The organism is Pontibacter kalidii (genome assembly GCF_026278245.1).
In the GTDB taxonomy this organism is placed as follows: domain Bacteria; phylum Bacteroidota; class Bacteroidia; order Cytophagales; family Hymenobacteraceae; genus Pontibacter; species Pontibacter kalidii.
This window is the reverse complement of the sequence record NZ_CP111079.1, coordinates 3,381,652-3,400,487: the sequence shown is the minus strand read 5'-3', so window position 1 is coordinate 3,400,487 and position 18,836 is coordinate 3,381,652. Positions and strand designations below refer to the sequence as shown.

10 protein-coding genes are annotated in these 18,836 nt (G+C 54.9%); 8 read left to right on the top strand and 2 right to left on the bottom strand.

What is annotated here, in order from left to right; translation table 11 throughout:
* The first annotated feature begins 226 nt into the window (after positions 1-226).
* From OH144_RS14130 to OH144_RS14105, 6 genes are all read left to right on the top strand, one after another.
* Positions 227-3,367 (top strand): SusC/RagA family TonB-linked outer membrane protein, encoded by a 3,141-nt coding sequence (locus tag OH144_RS14130; protein ID WP_266202898.1) that lies wholly within the window; start codon positions 227-229, stop codon positions 3,365-3,367.
* Positions 3,368-3,388: 21 nt separating this feature from the next.
* Positions 3,389-4,870 carry a SusD/RagB family nutrient-binding outer membrane lipoprotein gene (locus tag OH144_RS14125; RefSeq protein WP_266202897.1) on the top strand — a complete coding sequence of 494 codons (1,482 nt, stop codon included), beginning with the start codon at positions 3,389-3,391 and terminating at the stop codon, positions 4,868-4,870.
* A gap of 24 nt (positions 4,871-4,894) precedes the next feature.
* Complete coding sequence (locus OH144_RS14120; RefSeq protein WP_266202896.1) at positions 4,895-5,539, top strand: immunoglobulin-like domain-containing protein; 645 nt, start codon at positions 4,895-4,897, stop codon at positions 5,537-5,539.
* 12 nt (positions 5,540-5,551) lie between these two features.
* The gene (locus OH144_RS14115; protein ID WP_266202894.1) at positions 5,552-6,070 is read left to right on the top strand and encodes a lipid-binding protein; all 519 of its coding nucleotides are present in this window, start codon (positions 5,552-5,554) and stop codon (positions 6,068-6,070) included.
* Between the two features lie 122 nt (positions 6,071-6,192).
* Complete coding sequence (locus tag OH144_RS14110) at positions 6,193-8,565, top strand: TonB-dependent receptor (protein ID WP_266202893.1); 2,373 nt, start codon at positions 6,193-6,195, stop codon at positions 8,563-8,565.
* A 6-nt stretch (positions 8,566-8,571) separates the two neighbouring features.
* On the top strand, positions 8,572-9,624 hold the full coding sequence (locus OH144_RS14105) for a DUF4249 domain-containing protein (RefSeq protein ID WP_266202892.1): 1,053 nt from the start codon (positions 8,572-8,574) through the stop codon (positions 9,622-9,624).
* A gap of 940 nt (positions 9,625-10,564) precedes the next feature.
* Here OH144_RS14105 and OH144_RS14100 read toward each other — a convergent pair.
* Both OH144_RS14100 and yidD read right to left on the bottom strand, forming a co-directional pair.
* Positions 10,565-12,892, bottom strand: coding sequence for a glycoside hydrolase family 20 protein (locus OH144_RS14100; RefSeq protein ID WP_266202891.1), 2,328 nt, complete (start codon positions 12,890-12,892; stop codon positions 10,565-10,567).
* 1,003 nt (positions 12,893-13,895) lie between these two features.
* The gene (yidD, locus tag OH144_RS14095; protein WP_266202890.1) at positions 13,896-14,117 is read right to left on the bottom strand and encodes a membrane protein insertion efficiency factor YidD; all 222 of its coding nucleotides are present in this window, start codon (positions 14,115-14,117) and stop codon (positions 13,896-13,898) included.
* Positions 14,118-14,199: 82 nt separating this feature from the next.
* Here yidD and OH144_RS14090 point away from each other — a divergent pair, with 82 nt between their 5' ends.
* Both OH144_RS14090 and OH144_RS14085 read left to right on the top strand, forming a co-directional pair.
* A complete protein-coding gene (locus tag OH144_RS14090; RefSeq protein WP_266202888.1) occupies positions 14,200-16,533 on the top strand; it encodes a S46 family peptidase in 2,334 nt (777 codons plus the stop codon).
* An 807-nt stretch (positions 16,534-17,340) separates the two neighbouring features.
* Positions 17,341-18,816, top strand: a complete 1,476-nt coding sequence (locus OH144_RS14085) for a DUF5687 family protein (protein ID WP_266202887.1) — start codon at positions 17,341-17,343, stop codon at positions 18,814-18,816.
* Positions 18,817-18,836: the final 20 nt, after the last annotated feature.

The following is an 18,836-nucleotide window of genomic DNA, read 5'->3' as shown; positions in this document are numbered from 1 at the left end:
GATGATTTACCAGTGTACGGAAGCAGCGCCTTAAATGATGTATTATGTCAATGCAACCTTTAAGTACTTCTATTTAATCGTGCCTAAAGAATTCTGTGTGTTAACATTCATTTAAGGTGTATTGGTACTACTTTATTGTAAAATTGTATTATTGAGATGGAGTTCCCCGAGGTGTAGTACGTAGAATTAAGCTGTAACAGATTGTTCAACAGCTAAAAACGTGCTTATGAAAAAGGTTCTACTACTTAGTCTGATGCTGGTGTTGCTTCTGCCCCTGTCAGGCTATTCGCAAGGAGCCAGAACGGTGTCGGGGCAGGTAACGGACCAGGAGTCTGGGCAGGCGTTGCCAGGTGTGGCGGTAATTGTACAGGGCACTACTGTCGGTACTACAACCGGCGCCAATGGCGAGTATTCGCTCAATGTGCCAGCGGATGCAACTACGCTGGTATTTCGCTTTTTGGGCTACTCCCAGGTGGAAAGGCAGATAGGCAATGCCTCCACCATAAACGTGGCCATGGGCTTAGACTCAGAGCAGCTGCAGGAGGTGGTTGTAACCGCCCTGGGTCGTGAGGAAGAGGAAAGGACCTTAGGGTATGCCACGCAGCAGGTAGGCTCTGAACAGCTAACTCAGGGCCGGGAGCGCAGCGTTGCCAACGCCCTGCAGGGGAAAGTAGCCGGTGTGAACATACAGAGCCAGGGCGGCGGGCCGGGTGCCTCTACCCGCGTGGTTATCCGTGGTGCTAAATCCATCTCCCAAAGTAACCAGGCGTTGTTTGTGATAGACGGCATCCCGATCGATAACGGCAGTGCCGGAACAGGAGACGACCTGAACGCCGGGGTGGACGTGGGCAACCGCGCCAACGATATAAACCCCGACGACATCGAGTCCATCAACATCCTGAAAGGCCCGGCAGCAGCGGCGCTTTACGGTGCCCGCGCCGCCAACGGGGTGATCATGATCACGACCAAGTCAGGCCGAGGGGCCACCAAGAAGGCCGAGATCACCTTCTTGACTTCTTATATGTTTGAGGATATTCTGCGCTACCCAGAGCTGCAGAACCGCTACGGACAGGGCTTCTTTGGAGAGCCGGACCTGCTGGAGAACACCAGCTGGGGGCCTATCTTTACGGGCGAGCTGCTGCCATGGGGCCAGGTAATAGATAACCAGCAGCGTGTAAAGCCATACGTTGCCCTGGAGGACAACATCAAAGAGTTCTTCGAATACGGCTATAACTGGACCAACACCGTGTCGCTGTCCGGCGCCGCCGATAACGCTACCTACTACGCCTCTTATTCCAATACACAGCAGGAGGGTGTAGTGCCCACAACAGAGTACAGCCGCCACTCGCTTGCCCTCAAGGGTACCACGAAGCTTCTCAACAGGTTCAACTCCACAGCCTCCCTGACCTATACCAAGTCGGGCGGCGACTTTGCCCTGACAGGGCAGGGCAACTCGGTTTTCAACCAGATCATCCAGACGCCGCGCGACATTCCTGTCCGGGAGCTGGAAGACCTGGAAAGTCCTTTTAATGACGAGGCGGGTTTCTACTCCCCTTACACGATCAACCCCTACTGGTCGCTGAGGAACCAGACCTATGAAAATGAGGTGGACCGCCTGTTCGGTAATATCACCATAGGGTATGATATTATGGAAGGGCTGAATCTGACCTACCGCATTGGCACGGACTTCTACACCGACCGACGCAAGCAATTTATGGCGATCCGGGATGTGGAGGGGCAGAATGCTGCCAACAACGACAACGGCATGTACCTGGAGCGCCAGATTTATTACAGGGAGGTTAACTCCGACCTGATCCTATCCTACAACAGGGACCTGTCGGAGCTGCTGACGCTGGATCTTTTAATAGGCAACAACATCAATCAGCGGGAGAATGATGACCTGACAGCCATTGCCGACGCGCTGGCCAACAACGAGTTCAGGTCGCTGAGCAACATCATCGGTACGCCGCTCACCACCAGTTTCAGGGATAAGCGAAGGCTGGTGGGGATATACGGGTCGGCAAAGGTGGGCTACAGGAACTTTCTGTGGCTCGAGGTTACCGGCCGTAACGACTGGTCCTCTACTTTGCCTATTGCTGACAACAGCTTCTTCTACCCATCGGTGAACCTGGCATTCGACGCGGCCGAGGCCTTTGGCCTGGCAGAGACCACCCCGATCAACTTTGCCAAGATCCGGGCGAACTACGCCAACGTGGGCAACGACGCGCTGCCTTACAGCACGCGGTCTGTGTTTGTCTCCGGTAACATCAGCGATGGCTTTGCCGGCACTGATCTGAACTTCCCCTTTGCCGGCCTGCCTGGCTTTGAGGTAAGCAACGTGATCGGTAACGAGAACCTGGAGCCGGAGAACACGAGTTCCTGGGAGGTGGGAGCCGACATGCGCTTCTTCAACGAGCGCCTGCGCCTGGATGCGGCCTACTACAACTCTAAGTCCACTGACCAGATCATCAACGTGCCGCTCTCCTTTGCCACGGGCTTCGGCTCCGCCTTTCTCAACGCGGCCACCATCCGGAACGAGGGGATTGAGCTGCTGGTGGGAGGTATCCCCATTGAGGTAGGCGACTTCAGTTGGGACATCAGCGTGAACTTTACCAAAAATGAGAACACGGTGGAGGATGTCGCCGGGGATAACGAGATCTCGCTGGGTGGTTTGGCCTCGGCGGCACTCGTCATCTCAGAGGGGCGGCCCTACGGAACGTTCCTGGCAGAGGACTACCTGCGCGACCCGCAGGGCCGTATCGTGGTGAACGCCTCTACCGGCCGGCCACGCCTGTCTACGGAGCAGACCTACCAGGGCACTATTCAGCCGGATTGGCAAGCGGGCCTGGTGAACACGATCAAGTACAAAGGCCTGCGCATGTCGGTGGTGTTCGATACGCGCCAAGGCGGCAAGATCTACTCCAGAACAAGGGGCACGCAACGCTTTGCCGGCACGGCCCCCGAAACGCTCTTCAACGACCGCCAGCCATTCATTATCCCGAACTCTGTGGTGCAGGTAGGTACCAGCGATGAGTACATCGAGAACACCACACCGCTTACTAACACCAACCTGTACGAATATTGGGGCAACCTGCCTGAGGGCACCAACATCATAGACGCCTCCTTTACCAAGCTCAGGGAGGTAAGCATTTCTTACCAACTGCCCACTACCATCACAGAGAAGACTTTCTTTGGCAACATAGAAGTGGGCCTCTCTGGCCGTAACCTGGTGCTGTGGACTCCGGACGAGAACACCTACATCGACCCGGAAGTGAACAGCTTTGGCAACGGCAACCTGCAGGGCTATGAGTTCAGCAGCTACCCAAGCACCCGCTCCTGGGGGGCCAACCTCAGGGTTACTTTCTAACGAACCGAAGACGAGAAAACCATGAAAAAGCTATCTATAAAAGTGCTTGCTGTACTCTTTGCCCTCTCTCTCGGCTCTACAGCTTGCGATGACTACCTCGATATCAACGTGGACCCCAACAACCCGCCTACTTCCACGCCGGCGCTAACCTTGCCGGCGGCACAGGGCGAGCTGGCCTATGTGCTGGGCAACCAGTTTCAGTTCCTGGGCAATTTCTTCGCCCAGCACTGGACCCAGGCCGGCGCCGCCAACCAGTACTGCGACCTGGAGCTCTATCAGATCACCTCTTCCGATTACGATGCCCGCGTGTGGGGCGAGCTGTACGCGGGCGCCCTGCAGGACTTCCGGTTTGTGAGCGAACAGGCCCAGGAGGATGGCGACCTGAGTGCGGCGGCGATCGGGCGGATCATGGAGGTGTACACCATGCAGGTTATTACGGATGCCTGGGGCGATGTGCCTTACACAACTGCGCTGGGAGGCCTGGAGAATTCCAATCCGGAGTACCAGTCGCAGCAGGAGATATACGACCTGCTTGTCGTCCAACTCGACTCGGCCATGATGCTGATAGATGAGGGAAGCGCCAGCGAGGTCGGAAATGCGGACCTGGTGTATGGGGGAGACATGGACCTGTGGCGCAGGTTTGCCAATACGCTGAAGCTCAAGATATACCTGCGTCAGGCCTACGTGAGACCCGACGTTGCCCAGAGCGGCATACAAGCCTTGTACGCCAGCGGCGCGGAGTTTCTCCAGATGGGAGAGACAGGCGATGTGGAGTTTGCCGACCAGACCCAGAACCGCAACCCCTTCTACCAGACCCAGGTGGTGTTTAGGGGCGGCGTGGACGTGGTAGCCAGCAACACCTCCCTCAATTACCTGCAGGAGACAAACGACCCGCGCATTAACGAGTTTTATGCCCCGGCACAAACGGGCGCGGCAGCCGGCAACTTCGTGGGGGTGGACCAGGGAGTAGAGTGTACCCCTGAGAGGACGGGCGATCAGTCCAATACGGTATCCAAGCCGGGGCCTGCCGTAGCAAGCCCGGCCACAGCGGTTCCTTTTATCTCGGCGGCCGAAAGTTTCTTCCTGCAGGCGGAGGCAGTGGCCCGCGGCTGGACAGGAGGGGCAGGCGGCGAGGCCAGCGAGCTGTATGCACAGGGCATCAGGGCCTCATTTGATTACCTGGGCGAGGATGTGGCACTGGTAGACCAACTGCTGCAGCAGCCCGAGGTAGCCTACCCCGTAGGAGGGGACGTGGAGGCGCAGGTCGAGCAGATCCTCACGCAGAAATGGGTGTCTTTTAATGGAGTGCAGGGCTTTGAGTCGTGGACAGAGTATAGAAGAACCGGTTACCCCAGCTTTATAGAGCCATCGGCTGCCTCCACGCTGGGCGCGGACCTGATCCCCAAGCGCCTGGTGTACCCTAACACGGAAGCGATCCGGAACCAGAATTACCCTGGCTTGATCGAGATAAACGAGCCTGTATGGTGGGACGTGAAGGATTAATGTAGAACCTATAACTCAAGAAAGATGAAAATTCTAACTAAACTCTTCATGATAGCCATACTTTCTGCCTCCGCGCTTCTTTTGTCTGGCTGCGAGAAAGATGATGAGACGGCAGATATCTCGTTCGTTACCACCTACCCGGTTGTATCGCTGATCGGGGAACAGTGGGAAGTGTTACAGGTAGGGGAGACCTTCACAGATCCTGGAATAGAAGCTTTTGAAGGCGAGACCGCCATCGATTACACAACCTCGGGAACGGTGGACACGAGCGTGCCGGGCGTTTACGTCCTGACCTATACCGCTGTTAACCAGGATGGCTTTTCCGCCTCTACCATTAGGTACGTGGGCGTGATCACGCCAGAGGCCGCCGCCATCGACCTGAGCGGGCAGTACCAGCGCACCGCCGGCGCCCTAGGCGTGTCAACCGTTACCCGCATTGAGCCGGGGCTGTACGAAACGGATAACATCGGCGGGGTCGCAGATCCAGGGCCTGCCACGACGGTCAGGTTTTACCATTATGATGTAAACCAACTGGGGGTACCTCCACAGGATGTGCAGGGCAGTGAATTTGCCGCTGTTGATGCCACGGTCATTCCTGGTGAGAGCTACAGTTGGATTGTGATCAACCCTGGCTATGGTACCGCCCTCCGCACGTTTGTTAAACTATAAACCTGTACCGTTATGAAATTGAAATATACTTTACTGCTGACCCTGTTCCTCTCGCTCGGTGCTTTCACCTCCTGCGATGATGATGACGATGAAGATATTGAGTATACCGCCACCTACCCCATCTCGGGCGATTGGGTGGTGACCCTTAACTTAGAGACCGCTCCCGGGCAGTTTGAGCCATTGATCGAGCCTACGGAGGTGCTGATCTACAACACGTCTGCCAATATACCTACGGAGGTATGGGTAGATGATGAGGGCCATATATGGGGTTTTAAGGTAAAGACTCCTATTAACATCGACAACCTGACCTTTGGGGGGGAGAACCTTGAGAATATGTACTATAACTCGCAGGTCACCATCACCGACGGGCAGGTTTTCCTGAATGCCGTGGAAGTGAACAACCTCATGCGGGACAGCATCTACTTCAAGGTTTCATTCAGCGATGACACAGACGCGGAGGGCAACCCCGACCCCTTTGGCACCACTTACCACGTGTACGGCCACCGAAAAACCGGATTCGAGTTTGAATGAACGTTGATTTGCTTTGCTTGGGAAGAGGCAGGCTGCACAAGTCTGCCTTTCTCTCATGCAGCCCCCTGGCAGTATAAACCCCGGCAGAACCCTCAGCTAACCCAAGTATAACGCAAACCTTTATGCGGTTGCTCGCGCTCAGGCTTTTTGTGGCTGTTCTGATGCTCTGCGGGCATACGTATGCGTTGGCGCAAACCGGCAGCGTTACCACCGTACGCGGAACCGTGCGCGACGCCCAGACAGGGGAGGCCATTGCTGGTGCCGCCGTAGTGGTGGAAGGAAGTAGCACGGGTGCCACCACAGACGAAAACGGCTATTTCGAACTGTCCCTGCCTGCCGGAAGCAATGCCCTGTTTATTTCATACTTGGGCTACACCAGGGCAACGGTTCGCCTTAACGGCAACACCACGCTGGACGTGCCGCTGGTGCGGTCGTCGGTGCAGCTATCGGAGGTGGGGGTAGTGGGGCAGAAGCCGGCGCATGACAACATCCGGAGCGTGCAGGGCGGCATCACGAGCCTTAACATCAACACCATTAAATCGGTGCCTGCCTTTCTGGGGGAGGTGGACGTGGTGAAAAGTATAAAGCTGCTGCCGGGCGTGAGCTCGGTAGGCGAGGCGGCAACGGGCTTTAACGTGCGCGGCGGGAGCGTAGACCAGAACCTTATCCTTCTGGATGGCGCGCCGCTGTTTAACAGCTCCCATTTGTTCGGTTTCTTTTCAGTGTTTAACCCCGATGCAGTGGAGGACGTGACGCTCTACCGCGGCGGCGTGCCGGCGCAGTATGGCGGGCGCATCTCCTCGGTGCTGGATGTAAGGCAGCGGGAGGGGAGCCGGGAGGATTTTATACTTAGCGGCGGCATCGGGCTTATTTCTGCCAGGCTGGCGGTGGAGGGACCCATTATCAAAAATAAAACCTCTTTTCTGGTAGCCGGCCGCAGCTCCTACTCCGACTGGCTCTTGCGCAAGATGCCCGACGCAAACCTCCGCAACAGCCACGCCGCTTTCTACGATGCCTCCGCTAAGATCAGCCATAGTTTTAACGAGCGCAGCAAGCTATCGCTTTCCGGTTACCGCAGCTTTGATGAGTTCGGCTTTTCAGGCGATACGCTCTACAACTGGACTACCAACGCAGCCACGGCTGCCTATTCGTACCGCTTCAGCCCCGGCCTCTCCATGAGCCTCAGCGGGGTGTACACGGATTATACTTTTAAAGTGACATCGGAGCAGCGGGTAAATGCCTCGGAGTACAGCAACGGTATCGAACTGAAAAGTATAAAGGCGGATTTTGCCCTGGCCACTGGCAAACACATAATCCACTTCGGGGTGGCAGCCCTGGATTATACGTTTGAGCAGGGCAAACTAACGCCTACCTCGGCCGAATCACAGGTGCTGCCGGTGCAGCTGCAGCCGGAGCAGGCGCTGGAGAGCGCCCTGTACTGGAACGATGAGGTGCGGCTCTCGCCCAAGTTAGCTGTCATGTATGGCCTGCGTTATTCGTTTTACGCTACCTACGGGGCCGGGCAAGTATACCGGTATCAGCCGGGCGTGCCCAAGCAGGAGCGCACGATTATGGATACCTTGCGCTACGGCAGCGGGGAAGTAATCGAGAGTTACCACGGCGCCGAGCCACGTTTCTCGGTGAACTATACTTTGGATGAGCGCAGTGCTGTCAAGCTAGGCTATAACCGCCACCGGCAGTACCTCCACCTCATCTCCAACACCACCACTATCTCACCCACCGACTTCTGGAAAAGCAGCAACACCCACATAAAGCCGCAGATCGGGGACCAGGTGAGCCTGGGCTACTTTCGCAATTTCAGAAAGAACAGCATAGAGGCCTCGGTAGAAGGGTATTACAAAAGAATTGAGCACATGCTGGACTATAAAAACGGGGCCAATTTATACCTGAACCAAACGCTGGAGGCGGATTTGCTGGCAGGCGAAGGCAGGGCCTATGGCGTGGAGGCAAGTATAAGCAAAGTGAGCGGGCGCCTGACGGGCTGGCTGAACTACACCTACGCCCGCTCCGAGATTGCCGTACAGGGCGCAACGGAAGAAGAAACCGTGAACAAGGGCGCGTATTACCCGACCAGCTACGACAAGCCTCATACTTTAAACCTGGTGGGCAGCTACGAAACAGGCAAGCGCTGGCTATTGGCAGCAACCTTTACCTACAGCACTGGCCGCCCCATCACGGCCCCGCTCTCGCATTACGTAATAGGCGATTTCATTGTGCCCCACTTCGGCGACCGTAACCAGCAGCGCATCCCCGATTACCACCGGCTCGACCTGTCGCTGTCGCTGCTGCCGGACAAAGCAAAGGGCAGACGCCGGGAAGGAACCTGGAACCTCTCGCTCTATAACGTGTATGGGCGCAAAAATCCGTACTCGGTTTTCTTCCGGCAAGTATACGGCTCTCCGCCCAGAGCCTACCAACTGGCGGTGGTGGGCGTGCCGCTGCCCTCTATATCCTATGATTTCAAGTTTAGGTAACGCAATATGAAAAGTGGATTTCATCTCATTTTAAGTATAGCCTTGCTGCTGATGAACAGCTGCATTGACCCACTGGACCTGGAGATAGACGACCAGGCGGAAATGCTGGTAGTAGACGGCCTGATCACCAACGAGCCGGGCCCCTACACTGTGCGGCTGAGCCGCAGCAAACCTTACGACAGCTACGCCGACAACTGGAGCGCCGTGGAAATGGGAGCCACCCTTATACTTTCTGACGATAAGGGAAACCAGGAAACGCTCACCGAAACAGCGCCGGGCCGCTACCAGACCAGCGTGGCGGGCCTGCAGGGGCAGCTGGGCAGTACGTATACCTTGAGCATCCGAACCAAAAGCGGAGAAACCTATACGTCTGTCCCCGAAACGCTCCGGCCCGTGCCGCCCATCGATAGTTTATACTTTGAGGTGCGCCCGCAGCAGGTCCTGAACGAAGAAGATGTGGAGGTAACGATCCATGTGGTGGATGTGCTGCTTGATGCCCCAGACCCGGAAACAGAAAAGAACTACTACCTGTGGCAATGGCAGAGCACCTTTCAGGTGAATACTCAGCCCTGGGATTATACTGAAAAAATAAGAGGCGTGCGGGTGCCAAGGCCCAAGGATTGCTGCGAGGTATGCTGGGTGACCGGCCCCACCAACAGCGTAAACGTGCAGGAAGACAGGCTGCTGAACGGCGGCCTCCTGAGCCGGCATGTCGTAACCCAAATCCCCGTAACAGAGCAAGCTTTCGGCACCAAATACCACCTCGAGGTAAAGCAACTCTCTCTTTCGGAGGCCGCTTATGATTTCTGGCGCATTCTGAAGGCCCAGATCGAGAACGGCGGAAGTATACAAGATCCGCCTCCGGCTACCATCATCGGCAACATCACCAACACGGTCACCGGCGAGCGGGCGCTGGGCTTTTTCGGAGCTTCGGCGGTAACCAGGAGCAGCCTGGTCATCCGGCGGGAGGAGCTGGGCGTACGCATCGGGCCATACGTTTTTCCGGATGATTGCCGGGTGATTACCAACAGCACCACCGAGCGGCCAGTGTTCTGGTAAAGTATAAAGGGGTTGTATTGGCTATAACTCAAATTGAGATTTAGAGATACTGTGGAAGTATAAATCTATTACTGACCACTGTCTATCCTCTTCCTCTGGCGCAAGCGTCCGCTTGTGCCGCAGCCTCCTACCACTCGAAACCCTGCTGGCGCGAGTTTGCAACTCGTGCCTACTATGATGTTGGGTTTGCAATCCAACTGGCTTCAAAAGCCATACTTATACTTTATACAGGGCTGTTCCGGACATCCTTGTCCGGAACTAAAGCTACAGCTTACGCGGACTTCCTAGTCCGCGTAAGCTATACTTTATACTTGCCGATTTATTTTTCCCTACCCGCTGCTTCCTTCCACTCGAACTAAGCTATTCTTGCTAGCTTCCGTTCATCCCCAGTCTTACAAACCTATCTTTTCATCTCCAGCTTTGGCTCCCTCCTAGGCCGGGAGGCCTCGCCTTCGGGCATCGCGCTGTGTACATTTCCTTTGCTCCTGTCGTCGCAATGCCTTCGGCACCGGAAATCTACAAGGCGCTCAACCCAAAGGCTGGGAATCATTCGATAGCAAGAGCTGACGGAGCTTGAACTGTACTCTCTCCCTTGTTCTTAGGGGAGGGCTGTGGTGGTATAGTTCTCCTTTGAAGGCAAGGCTGTTTCATTCTGGTAAACTCGCTTGTTATGGCGCGAGCGTCTACGCTCGTGACCGGCTATTTTGGGCCTCCGGCCCAGTCGGATTACAAATCCGACCTCATAAACAAGGCACGGGTTGCAAACCCGCGGCAGCAAGTGGGAATGAAACGGCCCTGCCTTTTGAAGGGGGTAGAGGGATGTAGTCGTGTGCTGAGATGCTCCTGGGAGTAATAAAATAGCTCCGGCCCCTTAAAAGGATAAGTATAAACTTACCTTTTAAGGGGCCGGAGAGGTGCAATCAGGACTTTGGGTTTATGCTTACTCTACGCTCAGCTCATCCACCAGCAGCCAGGTTTCGCGGCCGCCTACCGGATACTGGGCAGGGGCTATGCCTACGTTGCGGGCGGTTACTTTTACGTAGCGCGCCTTGGTAGCCGGGAACTCCGCGGCAACCGTTTTGCGCATAATGCCCTCTTCCTTGCCCGTGTTGCTGATCACCTTCACGGTTTTAAAGTTCTTGCCATCCTCCGACACGGCGTACTCTACCTGCGTTGGCAGGAACACGCGGTAGCCAATGTGCTGCACGTAAGAACTGCTGATCTTGCTGACAGAATGCACCTGCTCCAGATCGATCACAGCTTCCAGGTCATCTTTCAGGTAGCCCAGCCAGTGGCCGTCGTAGTGGTCGGTGGTGCCGTGGATGCCGTTTACCAGGGCAGCAGTGCCCGGCGAGAAGCTGCGGTGCGGCTCCTTGGCCAGCGTTACCTTGCGGTTGAAGGCTTTATGGGCGTCAAATACTTTGGTCGTGGCCTGGCCTACCAGTTGGCCGCCCTTGAAAGAGCCTGCCTTTATCACAGCAGCTTTTGTCAGCTCAAATGGCCCGGTATATTTCTGCGAATTGGCTGTTGGCTCGGAGCCATCCAGGGTATAGTACATGTCTGTTCCGGCAGCATCGGTAGTAAACGTCACCTTGGCGGCTTTGCGCTCCGGAACTACCTGCAGTTGCTGCTTCACCTGGAAAGCGCTCTTGGCGTAGTTGATGCCCATGGCATCGTAGCGCTGGTACTGCTGCTGCATACGCGTTTTAAAGTCTTCCCAGTCTTTCAGGTGTAGCGGCGTCCAGAGCACTTCCGACAGGGCCGAGATGCGCGGGAAAGCCATGTACTCCACATGCTTGGTATTGGGGATGTACTCGGTCCAGACGTTGGCTTGGGCGCCCAGGATGTACTTTTGCTCTTCTTTGGAGAGCTCTGCCGGCGTAGGGTTGTAGGAGTAGACCCTAGAAAGCGGGTTAGCGCCATGAATGGTCACCGGCTCCAGCGCACGGTCGCCCTGGTAGTGGTCGAAGTATACATAGTTGCCGGGCGTCATCACCACGTAATGGTTCTGCTTGGCTGCCTCAATACCGCCTTTCTCGCCGCGCCAGCTCATCACGGTCGCGTTCGGAGCCAGTCCGCCTTCCAGAATCTCATCCCAACCAATGATCTGACGACCCTTGCTGTTGAGGAATTTCTCCATGCGCTGGACAAAATAGCTTTGCAGTTCGTGCTCGTCTTTCAGCCCCTCTTCGGCAATGCGCTTCTGGCATTTGGGGCATTCTTTCCAGCGGGTTTTCGGGGCCTCATCGCCGCCGATGTGGATGTACTCGCTGGGGAACAAGGCGATCACCTCAACCAGCACATCCTCCAGAAAAGCAAAGGTCTGCTCGTTTCCGGCGCAGAAGATATCGTTAAAAATCCCCCACTTGCCTTCTACTTTAAATGGCCCTGCCGTACAGGCCAGCTCCGGGTAGGTTGCCAGTGCAGCCAGTGCATGGCCTGGCATCTCGATCTCCGGCACTACCGTGATGTAACGCTCCTGCGCATACTTCACCACTTCCTTTACCTGTTCCTGGGTATAAAAACCGCCGTGTCGTTTGTCGTCGTAGGTCTGCGGCAAGTCCCAGTAATGGCCGATCAGCGTGCTGTCGCGCCAGGCGCCGATCTCGGTGAGTTTCGGGTGCTTTTTGATCTCGATGCGCCAGCCCTGGTCGTCGGTCAGGTGCCAGTGGAAGGTGTTGAGCTTGTGCATGGCCAGGTAATCGATGTACTGCTTCACAAACTCCACCGGCATGAAATGACGCGTCACGTCCAGGTGCATGCCGCGCCACTCGTAGCGGGGCTTATCGGCTATACGTACCGCAGGGATTATTACCGGCGCCTTGGTGGACTGAGGCGGCAGCAATTGCTTTATACTTTGGGTACCGATAAAAAGCCCATTGGGCTGGTTGGCGGCAAGTATGATTTGGTCAGGCGTTACCTCCAGTGTATAGCCTTCTTTCCCTAAGGTATCGGGCGTAGTGGTAAGGCTGAGCTGGATGACGTTTTTGGCCTTCTTTTTCGGGTCTTTCAGTACGACCTGCGGCTGCACGCCGGTAGCGGTTTTTATACTTTGGGCCAGCTTGTCAGCTATACTTTTCAGCTCCTCGTTTTTAGCCGGCACGTGGATTTTAGTGTCGGCGTTGAGCGTAAATTGGCCGTTTTGTGATGTTAGGTGCTGCGGCTTCGGGATGATGGAGATAGGGCTGTTGCTTTGTGCAAACGTGCCGCCGGTGCCCAGCAGGAAAAAAAGGCTGAGGAACAGGGTGATGTTCTTTCTGAAGTTCATGAAGGTAACAGTGGTGTTCAAACATCAAGAATAAGCAATATTTGATAGAAATGCTAGCGGAGAGGGTTAGAGAGTTGAGGAGTTAGAGAGTTGGGCGTCGGAGGCTGAACCTCTTCTGGTGCTAGTCTTCAGGTTCGCTTCCTTTTATTAGGAGGATTTTGCAACTCGACTGGCTCGCAGAGCCATACCGTATACTTGTCTGAATCAGGATTTACGAGATGAGCGGATTGATAGGATTGCAGTGCCGGGTCCAACCACCCCTGCCCCTCCTTGTCCAAGGAGGGGAGTTCTGTAATTGCTACTGCTGAAGTATAAGTTTCATAGTTTCTGACGTTGGGCGGACAGGTCGCGACCTTCGGGAGAGGTGTAAAGCAAGAACGGCAGCTATCGAAATGATCCCAGTCCTTGGGTTGAGCGCCTTCTATTGATGCGGTGCTGAGCTTGCTCAGCAGCCCGGAACGCCAGCGAGGAGCAGCTTCAATAGGCCGCGCGATGCCCGAGGACGAGCCCTCGCGGGCTAGAGCGAGCCAAAGTATGAAATGAAGCGAGTAGGTTGTAAAGCCGTGGATGAACGGTAGCAAGTAAGGATAGCTTGGTTCCAGTGGAAGGAAGCAGCGGCTAGGAAAGTATAAAGAAGCTATGCAAGTATAACTAGGAACTGTTGTTCTGGAAGCAACCTGCAAGCAGGAAGGATACGCTTGCAGCAGCTTGCCCACAAGATCCTTTCAGGATGACAAAAGAGGGACGGTGTTGTCGCTGTCATTGGCAAGTATAGCAGCAAGTATAAATAGAGTAGAAAGTATAGCTCCAGTAAAGAAGTATAGCCCAAGTATAAGTGTGGCTCTGCGAGCCAGTCGGGTTGCAAACCCGACACCATAACAGGACACGGGTTGCGAACTCGCGCCAGCGGAGGAACTGCAATAGCTAAGTGATGAAGGCACAAGCAGGCGCCTGCGCCATGAAAAAAGACTTGCGCGAGAAAAGGGGAAGATGTCTATACAATTTACTTCACCGGATCATACCCGCTCCCACCCCACGGGTGGCACCGCCCAATGCGCTTCAGCGCCATCCATCCGCCTTTAAACGGGCCATACTTGTTCACCGCCTCCACTGCGTACTGCGAGCAAGTGGGGGTGTAGCGGCAGGCGGCGGGCGTGAGCGGGGAGATCATGTGTTGATATACCCACACCACGCCCAGCACCAGTTTCTTTATTATCCAGGTCATGGTTTGGTTTTTGTAACAAGTAGGCAAAAGGTGGCACTTTTTGTTAAATTTGCCATGGTTTAACTAATCTAAACAAATTTCCATGTTAAAAAGAATCCTTTCACTCCTACTTTTAGTCTCGCTGAGCACGCCGTTCGCGGCCAGGGCAGACGAAGGTATGTGGCTGCCGATGCTCATCAAGCGTCTCAACCACACGGATATGCAAAAACAGGGACTTCAGCTGACAGCCGAAGAGATCTACTCTGTTAACAACTCCAGCCTGAAGGATGCCATCGTACAGTTCGGTGGTTTCTGTACCGGCGAGTTCATCTCCCCTGAAGGCCTGCTGCTGACCAACCACCACTGCGGCTACGGCCAGATCCAGTCGCATTCCACACCTGAGAAAGATTACCTGACCAACGGCTTCTGGGCCACTTCGAAAGACCAGGAGCTGCCAAACGAAGGCCTGTATGTGGACATTCTGCACTACATGGATGACGTGACAGCAAAGGTACTGGAGGGCATCGACAATAACACGCCCGAGGAGCAGCGTGCCCAGTTGATTGCACAGCGTACGCAGGCCCTGGCCAAGGAAGCGGCTGAGAACGGCAAGTATGTAACGTATGTGCGCGACTTTTTCAACGGCAACGAGTTTTACCTGTTTGCCTACAACCGCTACACCGACGTGCGCCTGGTGGGTGCCCCGCCTTCCTCCATCGGTAAGTATGGCGGCGACACCGACAACTGGATGTGGCCACGCCACACCGGCGACTTCGCCATGTTCCGCGTGTACATGGCCCCGGATGGCTCTCCTGCCACTTACAGCAAAGAGAACGTACCTTACAAGCCAGCCCACCACCTGCCTATCAATATCGGCGACAAAGAGCCAGGCGATTTCTCGATGGTATTTGGCTTCCCGGGCCGCACCAAGCGTTTTATGACCTCGCACGGCCTGAAACTGGAGGTGAACCAACTCAACAACTCCCGCATTAAGCTGCGCGACAAGAAGCTGAACCTCTGGAAAGAGGAGATGGACAAGAGCGATGCCACCCGCATCAAGTATGCTTCCAAGTATGCCTCTACGTCTAACTACTACAAATACTCTATCGGCCAGAACGAGGGCATCAAGCGCATGCGCACCATCGAGGGCAAGATTGTGGACGAGGACAAGTTCCAGGCCTGGGCTAACGCCGACGCCGAGCGCAAAGCCACCTATGGCAACGTGTTGAATGATATTGCGGAGGCTTACGCTAACATCGAAAAGTATAACCTGGGTTCTGTGTACCTGAATGAAGCAGTACTAGGCACAGAAGCGCTGCTGATGGCTTACCGCCTCACGCCAGTGTACACTGCCCTGAAGTCAGGCAATGCGGCTGCCGCCAAGAAAGCTGCCGAGGATGTGAAGCCGCGCGTAGACGCCTTCTTCAAAGACTACCATTTGCCAGCTGATAAGAAAGTGTTTGCTGCCCTGATGAAGGCCTATCACGAGGACATTGCCAAAGACCAGCAGCCGGAATCCTTTAAGAAGCTGGTGCAAAAGTATAAAGGCAACTTCGAGAAACTGGCCGACCACGTGTACAGCAACTCGATTGTTGTGAACGAGCAGAAACTGAACAGCTTCCTGCAGAACCCAACGCAGAAAGCACTGGAGAACGACCCGGCTTTCCAGATCGTGAACTCGATTGTAGACAACTACAGGAGCAACATCGCGCCGAAGCTGGCCGAAAGCGAGGCGAAACTGGCAGAGGCGAACCGCCTGTACGTGGCCGGTCTGCGCCTGATGAACCCGGACAAAGTGTTCTACCCGGACGCTAGCTCCACCATCCGCCTGAGCTATGGCACCGTGAAGGACTACAGCCCACAAGACGGCGTACTGTACAACTATTATACTACCCTAGAGGGCACCATGGCCAAGGAAGACCCAAGCAACGAGGAGTTTATCATCCCGGCCAAGCTAAAGCAGCTCTACGAGGCCAAGGACTACGGCCGCTATGCCAACTCCAAAGGCGAGCTGGTGGTTAACTTCATCACCGACAACGACATCACGGGCGGTAACTCCGGTTCCCCGGTGATCAACGGCAAAGGTGAGTTGATCGGCCTGGCCTTCGACGGCAACTGGGAAGCCATGACCGGCGACCTGGTGTACGATCCGGAGTACAAGCGCTGCATCAATGTGGACTCGCGCTACGTGCTGTTCCTGATCGAGAAGTATGCAGGCGCCACGAACCTGATCAACGAGATGACGATCGTGGATGGCGAGAACCCAGGTGCGGGTGATGCTGCCGAGGCTAAAGCAGCAGAAGCCGCCACGCCACAGGCCCAGCTGCTGAATGCCGTAGTAGAAGAGGCAAAGCAAAACCTGGAGCAAGGCAAAACCGAGTTTAAGGTAGATAAGAAGCAAGGCAAAGCCAGAGTTAAACTGCAGGTGAAAGACTAAGCACCTGTTTTGTTAAGTATAAGCAGCGGCGCTGGGGGTATCCTCAGCGCCGCTGTTGTTTTTATGCTTGTTTCTGCGGCTTTGTATCCAACTTAGTCATACTTATTCTTGAGCTGTACTTGATTCCATCTCCTTTCGATGGCGCGAGTTTGTAACCTGTGTCATTTATACTTGCACTACACTTCCCTGAGCCGCCGCTTCCTGTAACTGGAACCAAGCTATTCTTACTAGCTACCGCTGATCCTCTAGTTCCCACCAACCTACCGTTGCATCTCTAGCTTTCTGCCCTCCCAGGCCGGGAGGCCTCGCCTTCGGGCATCGCGCGGTGTTCCCTTCCTTTGCTACCCTTCGGTCGCAATGCCTTCGGCACCGGAATCTCACAAGGCGCTCAACCCAAAGGCTGGAAATTATTTCGATGACCGCTGCTAATGTAACTTCATTCAAAGTCCTCCTTAGAAGGGGGAAGGGGGATGATAATCGTTTGCAGATAATTCCTCTCCCCGGAGGGGCTGGGGCGGGGTTTATACTTTGTAGGGACAGGTCGCGACCTGTCCGCGCAACGGCAGCAACTATGCACTTTATACTTCAGCTAAAGCAATTCCAGGCTCCCCTCCTTGGCTAAGGAGGGGTAGGGGTGGTTGGAAAAGGACGCCACACTTAAGGAACCTGACGCCAAAATCCTGTTTCATCGAAACCATGGCCTTGTAAGTATAAATTATCCTTGGGTTTGTCTAAATAATAGCGGAGGCGTTAGAGCTTTTATGGGCTTTGAAGTATATTTAAGAAACGCTATCCTACTTCCTGCCTATGCTGTTAACCTTACTCACACACCAGTGGAAAGCCGATCTCCGTTCTTCTATTTTTCAGAAGAGTCTGGCGCTCAATATTATCATGGGGCTGCTGATTCTGTACTTCGGCGGTATCTTCCTGTTCCTGGGCTTCAACATCGATGATATCCTGCTGAAAGTGTTCCCAAGCCAGGACCCGATAGTGGTGTTTAACGGGGGCATGCTGTACTATTTCCTGATAGACCTTTTCTTCCGGTTTATGCTGCAGGAGTTGCCCGTGCTGGCGGTTCAGCCTTACCTGCACCTGCCGATAGGTAAAAACAGGCTGGTGCACTTTGTGCTGGTTAAGTCTGTTTTCAGCTTCCTGAACGTGCTGCCGTTGCTGTTTATGGTGCCCTTCATGGTGTCGGCGGTGGTGCCGGCCTATGGCCTGGGTATAGCCTTGGTGTGGCTCCTGGCGCTGGTGGCGCTCACGCTGTTCAACAACTTTGTGCTGCTGTACTTTAAGCGGCAGCTGGCTTCTAAGCCGTTGTACACGCTGGCCTTCGGCGTGGTGGTTTCGGGGCTGATGCTGCTCGATTACTTCGGCCTGCTCTCGTTGAATGAGGCCTCCCGGGCGGCGTTTGGGCAGTTGCTGCAGCAGCCTTGGCTGGTAGCGGTACCCCTGCTGCTGTTGGCTGTAGCTTATGCTCTTAATTTCCGCTTCCTGAAGGAGAACACCTACCCTGAGGAACTGCAGGTGCGCAAGGCGACGCAGGTATCGGGCAGCAACATCGCCTTCCTGAGCCGCTTCGGTGAGACCGGCAAGCTGATAGAACTGGAACTTAAGCTGATCTGGCGCAACAAACGCCCGAAGTCTACGCTGATGATGTCGGTCTTTATACTTTTCTATGGCATGATCTTCTACAAAGAACCTTACTTGGAGGGTTACGCTATGTTGATTTTTGTGGGCTTGATGATGACGGGCATGGCTATGTTCAGCTACGGGCAGTTTGTGCCGGGCTGGCAAAGTGCGCATTTCGATGCCCTGCTCACGCAGCGCATTTCGCCGTACCAGTTCTTCAAAGCCAAGTACTGGATGTTTGTATCGGTAACGCTGCTCACTTACCTTATCACGCTGCCCTACGGCCTGCTCGGCTATAAGATCATCCTCATAAACACGGCGGCGCTTCTCTACAACATCGGGGTGAATGTGTTTATCATCTTTTATTTCTCTGCCTACAACACCTCACGCCTGGACATGAGCCGTGGCTCGGCCTTCAACTGGCAGGGCGTGGGGGCCTCTAAGTTTGTGATGATGCTGCCGCTCATCATTGTGCCGTTGCTCATCTACCTGCCCTTCGGACTGATAGAGGCCCCTTACGTGGGCCTGGCAACCATAGGAGGCCTGGGTTTGCTGGGACTGATTTTCCAGAAGCAACTGCTGCAGTGGTCGGCTCTGTGGTTTGTGAAGCACAAGTATAAACTGGCCACGGGTTTCCGCCAGTCTGAATAGGAGCGTTTAAAAACAAAAGA